This is a genomic window from Bradyrhizobium sp. 61 (genome assembly GCF_023073075.1).
In the GTDB taxonomy this organism is placed as follows: domain Bacteria; phylum Pseudomonadota; class Alphaproteobacteria; order Rhizobiales; family Xanthobacteraceae; genus Bradyrhizobium; species Bradyrhizobium barranii.
Genome location: NZ_JADPIU010000015.1, coordinates 157,257 through 171,020, shown reverse-complemented (window position 1 = coordinate 171,020; position 13,764 = coordinate 157,257). Strand labels below are relative to the sequence as shown.

Genomic DNA, 13,764 nt, shown 5'->3' with positions numbered 1-13,764 from the left:
CGTCAACCTCGACCCCCGCATGGCCAAGCTCGCCGGCGGCGTCCACCGCCTCGACGGGCAGCTCATGGTCGTCCTCGACGTCGATCGCGTCCTCGAGCTCGCGCCCGAGATGATGGCGGCCTGATACGGCGGCATCGCCGCCGACGGACTCGCAATGGAAGTACCCCCACAAGGGGGTAGGAAGCAGAGGTTCACATGCGCACTTGTCTCGTCGTTGATGATTCCAGCGTCATCCGCAAGGTTGCGCGCCGGATCCTGGAGGGCCTCGACTTCCAGATTCTCGAAGCCGAGGACGGTGAGAAGGCACTGGAGGCCTGCAAGCGCGGCTTGCCCGATGCCGTGCTGCTCGACTGGAACATGCCGGTCATGGACGGCTACGAATTCCTTGGCCATCTCCGGCGGATGCCCGGCGGTGACCAGCCCAAGGTGGTGTTCTGCACCACCGAGAACGACGTCGCGCACATCGCCCGTGCGCTGCACGCCGGCGCCAACGAATACATCATGAAGCCCTTCGACAAGGACATCGTGACGGCGAAATTTCAGGAAGTCGGACTTATCTGAGCGAACATCCGGAGGCTGAACGGATCCTTCGGCGATTGTTTCAACTGAACCGTTTCAGTCTGAGTTGGTGAGTAATGAGTGTTGCGTTCGCAGGTAATTCGACCACGGGTCCGTCGCGCGACGCCGGGCCGCTGCGGGTGATGGTCGTCGACGACTCGGTCGTCATACGCGGTCTGATCTCGCGCTGGATCGGTGCCGAGCATGACATGGAGGTCGCGGCCTCGCTGCGCACCGGGCTCGAGGCGGTCAACCAGCTCGAACGCATCAATCCCGACGTTGCCGTGCTCGACATCGAAATGCCCGAGCTCGACGGCATCTCGGCGCTGCCGCAACTGCTGGCGAAGAAGCGCGATCTCGTCATCATCATGGCCTCGACGCTGACCCGCCGTAACGCGGAGATCAGCTTCAAGGCGCTGTCGCTCGGTGCGGCGGACTACATTTCGAAGCCGGAGTCGACGCGCGAAGCGTCAGCCGCGGACATCTTTCATCACGATCTGATCCAGAAGATCCGTCACCTCGGCGCGCGGCTGCGCCGCAGGCCCGCAGTCGCGAGCCCGCCGCTGGCGCCCGCGACCCCGGCACCGGCTGCACGTGCACCGGCTGTCGTGCGGCCCGCCGCGCCCGCACCGGCTCTGCATGCGCCTTCGTCGGGGGTGCTGTCCACGCGCCCGTTCTCGGCCCACGCACCGAAGGTGCTGCTGATCGGCTCCTCGACCGGCGGTCCGCAGGCACTGATGGCGCTCGTCACCGAGCTCGGCCCGGTGATCGACCGCTTCCCGGTGCTGATCACCCAGCACATGCCGCCGACCTTCACCACCATTCTCGCCGAGCACCTGGCGCGCGCGAGCCGCAAGCCGGCGGCCGAGGCGGTTGACGGAGAGCCGGTGAAGCCGGGACGGATCTACCTCGCGCCCGGCGGCAAGCACATGCGCGTCGTGCGCAGCGGCGCGGACGCGGCGATCGCGCTCGACGACGGTCCCGCCGTCAATTTCTGCAAGCCCGCAGTCGATCCGCTGTTCACCTCCGCCATCGACATCTGGCACGGCAACATCCTCTCGGTGATCCTGACGGGCATGGGCTCGGACGGCATGCGCGGCGGCAAGGACATCGTCGCCGCCGGCGGCAACGTGATCGCGCAGGACGAAGCCTCCAGCGTGGTCTGGGGCATGCCGGGCGCGGCGGCAAATGCCGGCATCTGCGCGGCGATCCTGCCGCTCAACCAGATCGGCGCCAAGGTCAACCGCCTGTTCGCGGGAGACCGCTCGTGACGCCGGTCGATTACGAATATCTGCGCAAGTTCCTGAAAGAGCGTTCCGGCCTCGATCTCTCCGCCGACAAGCAGTATCTCGTCGAGAGCCGGCTGCTGCCGCTTGCCCGCAAGGCGAGCTTGCCCGGCATTCCCGATCTCGTGCTGAAGATCAGGAACGGCGACGGCCGGCTTGCGACCGACGTGGTCGAAGCGATGACCACCAACGAGACCTTCTTCTACCGCGACAAGATCCCGTTCGATCATCTGCGCGAAACCATCCTGCCGGGCCTGCTCCAGGCGCGCGCGGCGCGCAGGTCGCTCCGCATCTGGTCGGCGGCCTCGTCGACCGGGCAGGAGCCCTATTCGATCGCGATGTGCGTGAAGGAGATGGGCGCGGCCTTCGCCGGCTGGCGCATCGAGATCGTCGCCACCGATCTGTCGCAGGAGGTGCTGGAGAAATCCAGGGCTGGCATCTACAGCCAGTTCGAGGTGCAGCGCGGCCTGCCGATCCAGCACCTGATGAAATACTTCACGCAAGTCGGCGAGCTCTGGCAGCTCAATGCCGACATTCGCGCGATGGTGCAGTTCCGTCAGCTCAATCTGTTGCAGGACTTCTCCCATCTCGGCACGTTCGACGTGATCTTCTGCCGCAACGTCCTGATCTATTTCGACCAGGACACCAAGGCCGTGATTTTCGAGCGTATGGCGAAGGGACTGGAAGCCGACGGCACGCTGCTGCTCGGTGCCGCCGAATCCGTCGTCGGCATCACCGACGCGTTCCGCCCGATCACCGAGCGCCGCGGTCTCTATCAGCTCAATCCCGCGCGCTCCGGCCGCCCGATGGGCGGATTGATGCCGCAGCCGCTGAAAATCGCAGCGGCGAGGTGATTCGCCGAACGACAGGCAATCTCACTGAACGCCGTCGTCGCGAATGATCGGCAACAACTGGCGGATATCGTTCCGTCAGAGTGCGTGACGCTTCACACGCGTTTGAGCATGGCGGATTACTCGACTACCGCGCAGTAGAGCTCGTGCCGCGATGCAATGCAATCGCGGCTCTGATCAGCATCTGACGGTTGTGCTATGCTGGCGATGGTCCCGCCCGAACCGAGGCGGGATTCCGTTCCATCATGAATTGTACTGAGGAGGACATACCATGCGAATGTCTTGTGCCTCGTATTTCTTGTTGGCGGCGCTTTCGTTGCCCGCCACTGCTCTCGCTGGCGAGCAGGTCCTCGAATTCAAGCTTGTCACCAAGCCGATGGACTTAAAGGTCACCGAGGTCGCGAACGTCGAAGGTCAGACGGTCATGTCTGGCAAAATGTTTGGCGTTGCCTTCTTCAAGGACGGCCGCGTTGCGGTGAAGGACTTCGTCCACTCCGCCGACCTGATCAAGGGCTCAGGACCCATCTACGGCTACAGCACCTACACCTTCGACGACGGATCCTCGATCACGGCGCGCTACGCCGGCGCGATCAAGGATGGTCGGGCGAAAGGCGAATACACGATCCTGTCGGGCACCGGGGCGTATGCAAACGCGACGGGCACGGGCGGCTTCGAAAGTGCGCAAGCCGGCTTCAAGGGCGCGGGCCTCTACGACGGGAGATTCATCGTCAAGACACCCTGAGTAAGCACGCAAGTCTCTGCGCTCGCGTCCCGTTCCGATGAGGTCGCGAGCGCATTTCACAAAATCGCATGCGGCAGAAACCGCGAGCGGTTGCCGGTGATCGGGCTCTCGTCCTCGCGGATCGACAGGCCGCACGGCTCGTGGTTCACCAGCCAGCTTCCGACCACCACGTAGAAGCCCGAGAAATTCGGCAGCGGCGACAGCGCCTGCCGCACGAAGCCTTCTGCGCCGTAAGGTCCTGCCTGCTCGTCGAGCGGCGTGCCACCGGACACCAGCGTGACATTGGCGCCTTCGCGCGACAGCAGCGGCTTGCGGACGTAGGAGCTGCCGAGTTCGGCTGCCCGCGCATCGTCCTCGAAGAAGGCCGGCAGCAGATTGGGATGGTTCGGAAATATCTCCCAGAGCAGCGGCAGAATGCCCTTGTTGGAGAGCACCGCCTTCCACGGCGGCTCGATCCAGCGTGTCGGCGCGCTCATCAGCTTGGCGCCGAAGGCGTCGTGGAACATCCATTCCCAGGGATAGAGCTTGAAGGCGAACGCGATGTCGCCGTCGTCGAGATCGACGAAGCCGCCAGGCTCGTCGCGCCAGCCGATCTCCTCGATGTCGAGCATCCTGGTCGAGAGCCCCGCCTGGCGCGCGGTGTCCTCGAGATAAGCGAGCGTGCCGGTGTCTTCCTCGTTGCCGGTGGTGCCGGCGAGATGGACATGGCGGCCTGCGGCAATCTCCTTCCACGCCGCGATCAGCCGCTCGTGGATGGAGTTGAACTGGTCGGCGCGCGCCGGAATGATGCGGCGTTCGATCGCCTGTTCGAGCCAGGTCCATTGAAACACCGCGGCCTCGAAAATCGAGGTCGGCGTATCCGCGTTGTATTCGAGCAGCTTTGCAGGCGACTGTCCGTCGAACTTCAGATCGAGCCGGCCATAGAGGCTGCGATCGTCGCGCTCCCAGCTCTCGGCGATCAAGCTCCAGAACGCCTCCGGAATCTTCAAGCGTCGCAGATAGCGCTCGTCACCGATCACGCGGCCGGCAAGCTCCAGGCACATCGCGTCGATCTCGGCTGTCGGCGTCTCGATGCCGCGCTCGATCTCATCGAGCGTGAAGGCGTAATAGGCGCTCTCGTCCCAATAGCGTTCGCCGTCGATGGTGTGGAAGGCGAAGCCGCATTGTTCGGCGGTCTGCCGCCAGTCGTCGCGCTCGGGGCAGACGATGCGTCGCATGTTATTTCCTGCGCATGATCTCCGCGCAAACGCGTTCCGCGTTTGTCGCGAGGGAAAATCGGTGGCCGCTTTTCCGGATCATGCGCTAGCCGCCGCCCGAGAAGCCATGGCCGAACGAGCCGAAGCCGCCACGGCTCACGCTGCTGGAGCCTGAGTCCGAAGAGGTTCCCGACGAGGAATGGCTCGAGGAATCGCTGCTGAAGAAGCTCGATCGCGACGACCAGCGCGAGCTGCTGCCGCCCGATGAACTGCTGCTACTGCTGCACGTCGTGGTCGTCTGGCCCGGCACGGCTCCGGGCGAGGGCTCGCAGTGCTGCCGTGGCATCAGCGTGTAGGCGGTGGTGCCGACCGCGATCGTGCCCATCACCAGCAGCGCGACATGGCCGGAGCGCTTCACCGGCGGCCCCGATGGCGGCGCCGCGGGCGCCGGCCGGCGCTTGCCGAACTCCTTTTTGGAGGGTTTGGCCATGTCAGTAGATCATGCAGGCGGCGTTCAACAGGCCCGCCGCGAGGGAGGACAGCCCGAGCCAGATCGCCGGCGCAAGCTCGCCTGCGGCAATCCGTGCCGACAGGTTCGGCACCGGGACCTTCACCAGAAAGAGCACGATGATCTGCACGATCAGCGCGATGACCGCCCAGATCAGGCAGTCCAGCACATTGGCCGAATGCGCGATCGCGCTGACCAATGGCGCCACGAAGCCGAGCAGGCTGAGGCCGAGCGCGATCGCGGCGGCCGGCTCGTTGTCGCGGATGAGCTGGAACTCATTGTGCGGAGTGATGCGGGTGTAGACGAACAGATACGCCACGATCGCGATCAGGCCGGTGCAGAAATAGACCAGGAAGGCGGGCAGGCCGGCCAGTGATTGCAGGATCATCGTTCCCCCATCGTGCAGCGACCATTCGTCGGCGGGGGGAGGATAGCGGTTCAATGGCGCAAGGACGATGAGGCCGCGTTGGCGTCCCCAAAAAACAAAACCCCGCCATTTGCGGCGGGGTCCAGGCTGGGAGGAGCGAGCCCCGGGGGCTCGCGACGTAAACTTAGTGATCAGGCGGGAATGCGCTCTTCGTGCTCGTGCGGCTCGCGCAGCACATAGCCGCGGCCCCACACGGTCTCGATGAAGTTGCGGCCCTCGGAAGCGTTGGCGAGCTTCTTGCGGAGCTTGCAGATGAAGACGTCGATGATCTTCAGCTCGGGCTCGTCCATGCCGCCATAGAGATGGTTGAGGAACATTTCCTTGGTGAGGGTCGTACCCTTGCGGAGCGAGAGGAGCTCCAGCATCTGGTATTCCTTGCCGGTCAGATGCACGCGCTGGCCGCCGACTTCCACCGTCTTGGTGTCGAGGTTGACGACGAGGTCGCCGGTCTGGATGACCGACTGGGCGTGACCCTTGGAGCGGCGCACGATCGCGTGGATGCGGGCCACCAGCTCGTCCTTGTGGAAGGGCTTGGTCATGTAGTCGTCGGCGCCGACGCCGAGACCCTTGACCTTGTCCTCGATGCCGGCGAGGCCGGAGAGGATCAGAATCGGTGTCTTGATCTTGGAGACCCGAAGCTGCTTGAGCACGTCGTAACCGGACATGTCGGGCAGGTTGAGGTCGAGAAGAATAATGTCGTAATCGTATAACTTACCGAGATCGACGCCTTCTTCCCCCAAATCGGTCGTGTAGACGTTGAAGCTCTCAGACTTCAGCATCAGCTCGATCGACTGCGCGACGGCGCTGTCATCTTCAATCAGCAAAACGCGCATGCCAGTTCCCCATAGTCGCCGCTCCTGGGCGTCAGGTCGGCCGCATTCGCGGCACTCAACAAAACGCCTTTGAACAACTGATTCGGATCCTGACAACAGATGGTTAACAAACTCTGATTCTGGAACGCAAGTCCCCCCGGTGCAATTTTTGTCGAATCGCCCTAAGGTCTTGCGCGCGAAGCAGCTTTCGTCACCCCGTACCGTTCAAGTTCCACTTTAAGAGACGGGCCTAACCGACTCCCGCGACTCAGCCTTCTTCTGAAGGGGAGTCACGCTCAGTCACAAAGACAGTGACGCAATGATTAACGATGCGGGTAAACACGAAGTTAAGCGCCGTTCAGAAATATGGCGAAACTTAAGTCTTTCGCCATGATGCCCGGGATCGGAGGCGATCACCTGATGAAGGTCCTCTTATTAAAGGTGCGCCCCTGATGAAGGCTCTTGCCGAACAGATCGGCGACATCGACGGCGTCAACATCTATGGCCGCGTGGTCGGCGTTCGCGGCCTGATGGTCGAAGTGGCCGGACCCATTCACGCGATGTCGGTCGGTGCGCGGCTCGTGATCGAGACCGGCGCGAACCGTTCCATTCCCTGCGAGGTGATCGGCTTCTCCGGCAACAACGCTGTCGTGATGCCGTTCGCCGGCCTGGACGGCGTGCGCCGCGGCTGCAAGGCCGTCATCGCCAATGCCGCCAATCAAGTGCGTCCGTCATCGGCCTGGCTCGGCCGCGTCGTCAACGCGCTGGGCGAGCCGATCGACGGCAAGGGGCCGTTGCCGCAGGGCCCGGCGCCGATGCCATACCGCAATTCGCCGCCGCCGGCGCATTCGCGCAAGCGCGTCGGCGCCCCGCTCGATCTCGGCGTGCGCGCGATGAACACGTTCCTCACCTGCTGCCGCGGCCAGCGCATGGGCATTTTCGCAGGGTCCGGCGTCGGCAAATCGGTGCTGCTGTCGATGCTCGCGCGCAACGTCGATGCCGCGGTCAGCGTCATCGGGCTGATCGGCGAACGCGGCCGCGAGGTCCAGGAATTTTTGCAGGACGATCTCGGCGAGGAGGGCCTGGCGCGCTCGGTCGTGGTGGTCGCGACCTCCGACGAGCCGGCGCTGATGCGGCGCCAGGCCGCCTATCTGACGCTCGCGGTGGCCGAATATTTCCGCGACGAGGACAAGGACGTGCTCTGCCTGATGGACTCGGTGACGCGCTTTGCCATGGCCCAACGCGAGATCGGCCTGTCCGCCGGCGAACCGCCGACCGCCAAGGGCTATACGCCGACCGTGTTCACCGAGCTGCCGAAGCTTCTGGAGCGCGCAGGGCCCGGCCTCGGCGAGGGCGCGATCACCGCGATCTTCACGGTGCTGGTCGACGGCGACGACCATAACGAGCCGATCGCGGATGCCGTCCGCGGTATCCTCGACGGCCATATCGTGATGCAGCGCTCGATCGCCGAGCGCGGCCGTTACCCCGCCATCAACATCCTCAAATCCGTCTCCCGAACCATGCCGAAATCGGCCGATCCGCAATTCTGGCCGACCATCCAGCGGGCCCGCCAGGTGATGGCGACCTATGCCGACATGGAGGAGTTGATCCGGCTCGGGGCCTACCGGGCCGGCTCCAGCCCCGAGGTCGACGAGGCGATCCGGCTGCACGAGCCACTGGAGGCGTTCCTGCGCCAGCGCAAGGACGAAAATGCATCACTGGCGGACGGCTACCGCCAGTTGGCGCAAATCCTCGGTGATTTGGAAACGGAACGCTAACTTTGTCAGGTCATCATCCGCTCTCACAGAGTAGCAGAGCCGGTCTTGGCCCAAATTGGGCCTGTGGGGAGACCGGTGACGTCCCACGTGCAGCCAGGGGACTTCTGGGGAGTATGAGTCGATGAAGTCACGTGATACCCTCATCCGCCTGAAGAAATTTCAGGTCGACGAGAAGCGCCGCCGGGTCACCCAGATCGAGACCATGATCGCCGACTTCCAGCGGATGTCGACCGATCTTGAACGCGAGATCACGACCGAGCAGGAGCGTGCCGGGATCAACGATCCCTCGCACTTCGCTTATCCGACCTATGCCAAGGCCGCGATTCAGCGCCGTGAGAACCTGACCCGCTCGGCCGACGAACTGAAGGGCCAGCTCGACGAAGCCAAGGCCGCGCTGGCCGAAGCCTTCGAGGAACTGAAGAAGGTCGAGCTCCTTGATGAGCGTGACCAGGCCCGCGAGCGCGCCGAAGAAAACGCCCGCGAGCAGGCCGACCTCGACAGCATCGGCCTGATGCGCGCCCGCATCGGCGCCGTCGCCTGACGACGCAGCGAGCGGTCCAACAGCCGAGAATTCGTCGAACCCGGACCCGCAAGGTCCGGGTTTCGCGTTTGCTATCCACAGTGTGGCGCGCCGCCCCTTGGTGATGGGCTTTGCCGCGCGCTATGGTAGCGGAGTGCCAGGGCCTGCGCCGAACGCGACAGGCCGTGCGTGGGGGGCTGAATGCTGACGCCAGCAGAGCTGGTCGGGCTGATTGGGGAGGTCGCCAGGGGCGATCAGGCCGCGTTCGAGCGCCTCTACGTCGCCACGCGCGCGAAACTCTATGGCGTCGTGCTCCGTATCTTGCGCCGACAGGATCTCGCAGAGGAGGTCATTCAGGAGACCTACGTCAAGATCTGGAACGGCGCCGGCCAGTTCAATCCGGCCTTGTCGTCGCCGATCACATGGATGGCATCGATCGCGCGCAACCGCGCCATCGACATCGTGCGCAAGAAGACGGAAGTCTCCATCGAGGAAGAGCCGCAGGCGATGGAAGTCGCTGCCGACAGCCCCGATCCGCTGGCGCGGAGGGAGATGACCGAGGAGTTGAAGCGGCTCCTGGAATGCATCGGCCGGCTCGAGCCGGATCGTCAGAGGCTCGTGCTTCTCGCCTATTACAATGGCTGGAGCCGCGAGCAATTGGCGGAAAAATTCGCCGCGCCCGTCAACACGGTGAAGACGTGGCTCCGGCGCAGCATGTTGGATATCCGCGAGTGCCTCGGACTATGAGGGCTCGCATTGTGAGGGTGGTTCTGGACTGGAAGTGATGGCCTACACGGAGGACCATATCGCGCTCGCCGCGGAATATGCGCTCGGTACGCTCGACGCCAGTGAGCGCGCGCAGGTCGAGACCATGATGGCCGTGGACAAGGCGTTCGCCGATGTCGTGCAGGCCTGGGCTTACCGGCTCGGCGTCCTCAACCAGATGGTCGGCTCGGTCGAGCCGCGTCCGATCGTGTGGGAGAACATCCGGTCCGAGCTTGCGCGGACGGACTTTGCGCAGGAGACGCCTGCGCCGGAAGCTTCGCCGCCGCCACCTGTGCCGGAGTCCTCCTCGATCGAAGCTGCACCGCCTGAGCTGGCACCGGACGGCGCGCCGCAACCGGAGCAGCAGCCTTCCGAAGCAGAGCAGCCCGGGACGGCGCGGCCGGCACCCGATGCGCTTCCCGACATCGCGCCGATATTCATGCCGCAGGTGCATGCGCCCGATCCTGACGTCGCGCGCGCGCCGCCGGCGCCGGTCGCCGACAACAGCAACGTCATCCGGCTCGAGGGCCGCGTGAAGCGCTGGCGCACGATCGCCTCCGCGGTGGGCGCGCTTGCGGCTGCACTGCTGGTGACGCTGTCGCTTCAGATCTTCCAGCCCGATGCGCTGCCGGGCGGCTTGCGCCCGGCGCCGCGCATCCAGACGGTGGAAGTGAAGACGCCGGCGCCGCTCACGGCTGCTGCGCAATATGTCGCGCTGTTGCAGGGCCAGGGCGGCGGGCCCGCCTTCATCCTCACCGTCGACGGCGCGACGCGGAATTTCACCGTGCGCAAGGTCGGCGCGACCCCGGAGGCCGGCAAGAGCTTCGAGCTCTGGCTGATCTCCGACAAGCTGCCGCGTCCGCGCTCGCTCGGCGTGATTGGCGCGGGCGATTTCACCGCGCGCCCGGTGCTCGGCTCCTTCGATCCCGAGGTCGTCAACGGTGCGACCTACGCCGTCACGGTCGAGCAGGCCGGCGGCTCGCCCAACGGCCAGCCGACCTCGGCTCCGGTGTTTTCCGGCAAGCTGATCGAGACGGTGCCGCCGTCTCAGCCACAGGCGCCCGCGAAGAAGTAGGTGTCGTGGCGCCGTAGCCCGGATGGAGCGTAGCGCGATCCGGGCTACGCGGCGCTCGACCGTCGCCAAGGTCCGTCCAGCCGTCGCAACCCGACAAGTCCCGCCGAATCCACTCCCGCGTTGAACCTCCCCGCAATCCACGGCGTCAAATGCCCGGAATTTGCAGTCGGCGCCGCACATCATGGCGCCGGAAAAGGGGCTAGAAGTCAGATGGATGCAGCTAAGACGCCGGGCATCTTCGTCCACCAATATGCGGGCCTTCCGCATGGTCCGGCCTTCGAACATTGGCGCGAGCGGGCCTTCGGTCCCTGCGGCCTCGACGTCGGGCCGAGCCATGGCGACAGCATCGATTGCCGGCTCCAGGTCAGCGTGGTCGACAATATCGCGTTGGCCATTCCCGAAGGTGCCTCCGCGCAATATTCGCGCACGCAGAGCCATCTTGCCGACGGCAGCGACGATCTCGTCCTGATCGCCGCGCATGCGGGTCTCGTCCGCGTCGGGCAGAACGGCCACACCGTCGAGCTTGCGCCCGCGCAGATGGTGCTGGTCGACATGGGCGTCACCGGCACCGTCGGCCACACCCAGGAAGATCGCTTCACCAGCATCCGCATGCCGCGCCGCGCGCTGCTCGACATCAATCCGCGTGCCGAGGACAAGCTGTCGCAAGTGCTCTCGGACGGCGCGGTGGCCGAGACGATCTTCCGCTACCACGCACTCGCCGCCAATCACGCGCCGCATCTCGACGCCGTCGGCCAGCGCCTGACCGCGCAGCACGTGATCGATCTCGTCGGCCTGCTGCTCGGCACCGATGCGGAGCATGCAAGCCTTGCGCGCGGTCGCGGACATGCGGCGGCCCGTCTCGATCTCATGCGTGCCGACGTGATGGCCGCGCTCGGCCGCAACGATCTCTGTCTGTCCGAGATCGCGACGCGCTCAGGGCTCAGCCCGCGCCAGGCGCAACGCTTGTTCGAGCAGGCCGGCACGACCTTCACCGAATTCGTGCTGGAGCAGCGCCTGTTGCTGGCACGCAAGCTGCTCGGCGATCCCCGCGCGAGGGCGCGCAAGATCAGCGACATCGCGCATTCCTCGGGCTTCTCCGACCTGTCCTATTTCAACCGCGCCTTCCGCAAGCGTTTCGGCGCGACGCCATCGGAGCTGCGCGAGGCCTGAGCCGCGATTTTATGCTGCGGAGCGGCGCCGCCGCAGTTGGTCGATCCGGGCGAATGGGCTATATCTACCTGCGCGGGCAGACCGCCGGAATTCTTGGACAAAGCAGTATACGGACATGGCGCGTATCGTCGTGCTCGGCGCGGGGTTTGCGGGTCTATGGGCGGCCATCGGCGCCGCGCGCAAGCGCGACGAGATCGGCGCGGCCGGCCCTGACGTCGAGATCCGTGTCGTCGATCGCAATCCCTATCACAACATCCGGGTGCGCAATTACGAGGCCGACCTCAGCGAGGTCGCACTGCCGTTGCCGCAACTGCTCGATCCGATCGGCGTCACTCATGGCATTGGCGAGGTCGAAGCCATCGACCCGTCACGGCGCGAGATTTCGCTCGTCACGAGCAGCGGCGAGGAGACGCTGAGCTACGACCGCCTGGTGCTGGCGCTCGGCAGCGAAGTGATGCGTCCCGCCATCCCCGGCCTTGCCGAGCATGCTTTCGATGTCGATACCTATGCCGCCGCGCTCATCCTCGAAAATCATCTCGTCTCGCTCGGACACAGCGCGCCCTCGCCGGGGCGCTCGACGGTCGTGGTGGTCGGCGCCGGATTCACCGGCATCGAGGTGGCGGCCGAGATGCCGGACAGGCTGGCGCGCGCCGGCATCACCGGCAGCCGCCGCATCGTCCTGGTCGATCCCAACCCTGCGGTCGGCGCCACCATCGGCGCGCATGCGCGTCCTGTCATCGAGACGGCATTGGCCTCGCTCGACGTCGAGACGCGGCTTGGCGTGCGCGTCGTGTCCGTCGAGGCCGCCGGCATGCACCTGAACTCGGGCGAATTCATCCCGGCGCAGACCGTGATCTGGTGCGCCGGGATGCGCGCGAGCCGGCTGGCCGAGAGCTTCGCGGGCGCGCGCGATCGCCTCGGCCGCCTGCTGGTCGATCCTTTCATGCGGGTTGCCGATGTGCCGGGCGTGTTCGCCGCCGGCGATGTCGCCTCGAGCGTGGTCGACGGACTGCATCCGACGGTGATGTCCTGCCAATTCGCCCGTCCCATGGGCCGCTTCGCCGGTCACAACGTCGTGGCCGATCTCGCCGGCCTGCCGATGCTGCCGCTCCGCATCGACTGGTACGTGACCGTGCTCGACCTCGGCGGCTGGGGCGCGCTCTATACCGAAGGGTGGGATCGCGAGGTTCGCACCACTGGCGCGGCCGCAAAGGCGACCAAGCAGACCATCAACTGCAAGCGCATCTACCCGCCGCTCACCGGCCGCAAGGACGAGCTCTTCGCTGCCGCAGCGCCGACCGTGCAGGCGCCGCCGCCGACTTATGGAGCGCGGTAGAATTTGATCGGGGCTGGTTGGAGGATCGCGGCTGTGCCAATTGCTCCGTCATTGCGAGCGTAGCGAAGCAATCCAGAATCTTTCCGCGGCGACAGTCTGGATTGCTTCGCTACGCTCGCAATGACGAGGTACCCCAGACATGAGAAAGCGCCCGTGGGGGGCGGGCGCTTTCCGTAGTCGACTTGGGGTTGGGGTCGTCTACATATCCACGTGGCGACTTTGGGGGGCTGGTAAAGAGCCGCGTGAATTCACAAAACTCGTCAAATCTCCTTATCGAACGAGGGATGCGTTCGAGCTGGTGATAACAACCGGCTTGCCGGCCTTGATGACGCGGGCGGTCTGGGTCAGGCCTTCGTCCGAACCCGTGCGCGCCGCCGTGATGCCGAAGCCTGCCACCGCGATGCCGGCGACGAGGGCTACGACCACGATTTTCAAGTGGGTCGAGCGATCAGCGCTGTAAATCGAGTGGTTCATGGAGGGCTCCTGCCGCCATCTACCCGAAGTAGTCGCTACCCTGTTGGGGGAGGTTCATGCTTCCGGTCCTCAACAACCTAGTATTGGGGGGATTCGTTCCCAAGGGGCGATCACAAGAGCGTGACAGGACGTGAAAGATCGCGATCGAAGCGACCCCTCAATCGTGCGATTATATAATTATTTCAAAGGTGTAATGTGCTTGCGAGGCGCCTTGTTTGCATTTGGTCGACAAGGCGCCAGGAACTCAAAAACCATTTGCCTGTGGC

The 13,764-nt window shown here is 64.9% G+C and carries 15 protein-coding genes and 1 pseudogene; 11 read left to right on the top strand and 5 right to left on the bottom strand.

The features are described from left to right. The 5 genes and pseudogenes from IVB46_RS07825 to IVB46_RS07805 all read left to right on the top strand — a co-directional run. Positions 1-124, top strand: a pseudogene (locus IVB46_RS07825) (chemotaxis protein CheW); the annotation flags it as partial. A gap of 71 nt (positions 125-195) precedes the next feature. Continuing rightward, complete coding sequence (locus IVB46_RS07820; protein ID WP_007600538.1) at positions 196-561, top strand: response regulator; 366 nt, start codon at positions 196-198, stop codon at positions 559-561. 74 nt (positions 562-635) lie between these two features. Next, on the top strand, positions 636-1,829 hold the full coding sequence (locus IVB46_RS07815; RefSeq protein ID WP_247342410.1) for a chemotaxis response regulator protein-glutamate methylesterase: 1,194 nt from the start codon (positions 636-638) through the stop codon (positions 1,827-1,829). Next, a complete protein-coding gene (locus IVB46_RS07810) occupies positions 1,826-2,698 on the top strand; it encodes a protein-glutamate O-methyltransferase CheR (protein ID WP_063979740.1) in 873 nt (290 codons plus the stop codon). Before IVB46_RS07815 ends, IVB46_RS07810 begins: the two co-directional genes overlap by 4 nt. A gap of 298 nt (positions 2,699-2,996) precedes the next feature. Beyond that, a complete protein-coding gene (locus tag IVB46_RS07805; protein WP_223153690.1) occupies positions 2,997-3,437 on the top strand; it encodes a hypothetical protein in 441 nt (146 codons plus the stop codon). Between the two features lie 56 nt (positions 3,438-3,493). On the opposite strand, the gene IVB46_RS07800 is transcribed toward IVB46_RS07805, so the two are convergent. From IVB46_RS07800 to IVB46_RS07785, 4 genes are all read right to left on the bottom strand, one after another. Next, positions 3,494-4,654, bottom strand: a complete 1,161-nt coding sequence (locus IVB46_RS07800; RefSeq protein WP_247311608.1) for a glutathionylspermidine synthase family protein — start codon at positions 4,652-4,654, stop codon at positions 3,494-3,496. Between the two features lie 85 nt (positions 4,655-4,739). Next, the gene (locus IVB46_RS07795) at positions 4,740-5,123 is read right to left on the bottom strand and encodes a hypothetical protein (protein WP_071916422.1); all 384 of its coding nucleotides are present in this window, start codon (positions 5,121-5,123) and stop codon (positions 4,740-4,742) included. Between the two features lies 1 nt (position 5,124). Then, on the bottom strand, positions 5,125-5,529 hold the full coding sequence (locus IVB46_RS07790; RefSeq protein WP_014497691.1) for a DUF350 domain-containing protein: 405 nt from the start codon (positions 5,527-5,529) through the stop codon (positions 5,125-5,127). A 170-nt stretch (positions 5,530-5,699) separates the two neighbouring features. Further along, the gene (locus tag IVB46_RS07785; protein ID WP_008138878.1) at positions 5,700-6,401 is read right to left on the bottom strand and encodes a response regulator transcription factor; all 702 of its coding nucleotides are present in this window, start codon (positions 6,399-6,401) and stop codon (positions 5,700-5,702) included. 431 nt (positions 6,402-6,832) lie between these two features. On the opposite strand from IVB46_RS07785, the gene fliI reads away from it, so the two are divergent. From fliI to IVB46_RS07755, 6 genes are all read left to right on the top strand, one after another. Then, positions 6,833-8,158, top strand: coding sequence for a flagellar protein export ATPase FliI (gene fliI / locus IVB46_RS07780; protein WP_038936482.1), 1,326 nt, complete (start codon positions 6,833-6,835; stop codon positions 8,156-8,158). Positions 8,159-8,279: 121 nt separating this feature from the next. Beyond that, positions 8,280-8,699 carry a flagellar export protein FliJ gene (fliJ, locus tag IVB46_RS07775; RefSeq protein WP_008138882.1) on the top strand — a complete coding sequence of 140 codons (420 nt, stop codon included), beginning with the start codon at positions 8,280-8,282 and terminating at the stop codon, positions 8,697-8,699. Between the two features lie 180 nt (positions 8,700-8,879). After that, complete coding sequence (locus IVB46_RS07770) at positions 8,880-9,425, top strand: sigma-70 family RNA polymerase sigma factor (RefSeq protein ID WP_041955015.1); 546 nt, start codon at positions 8,880-8,882, stop codon at positions 9,423-9,425. Between the two features lie 37 nt (positions 9,426-9,462). After that, positions 9,463-10,518: an anti-sigma factor gene (locus IVB46_RS07765; protein ID WP_247311610.1), complete on the top strand. Its 1,056-nt coding sequence runs from the start codon at positions 9,463-9,465 to the stop codon at positions 10,516-10,518. Between the two features lie 210 nt (positions 10,519-10,728). After that, positions 10,729-11,688 carry an AraC family transcriptional regulator gene (locus IVB46_RS07760; protein WP_028149526.1) on the top strand — a complete coding sequence of 320 codons (960 nt, stop codon included), beginning with the start codon at positions 10,729-10,731 and terminating at the stop codon, positions 11,686-11,688. Between the two features lie 115 nt (positions 11,689-11,803). Beyond that, on the top strand, positions 11,804-13,024 hold the full coding sequence (locus tag IVB46_RS07755) for an NAD(P)/FAD-dependent oxidoreductase (protein ID WP_247311612.1): 1,221 nt from the start codon (positions 11,804-11,806) through the stop codon (positions 13,022-13,024). A 270-nt stretch (positions 13,025-13,294) separates the two neighbouring features. On the opposite strand, the gene IVB46_RS07750 is transcribed toward IVB46_RS07755, so the two are convergent. Then, positions 13,295-13,498 carry a hypothetical protein gene (locus IVB46_RS07750; RefSeq protein WP_014497685.1) on the bottom strand — a complete coding sequence of 68 codons (204 nt, stop codon included), beginning with the start codon at positions 13,496-13,498 and terminating at the stop codon, positions 13,295-13,297. Between the last annotated feature and the right edge of the window lie 266 nt (positions 13,499-13,764).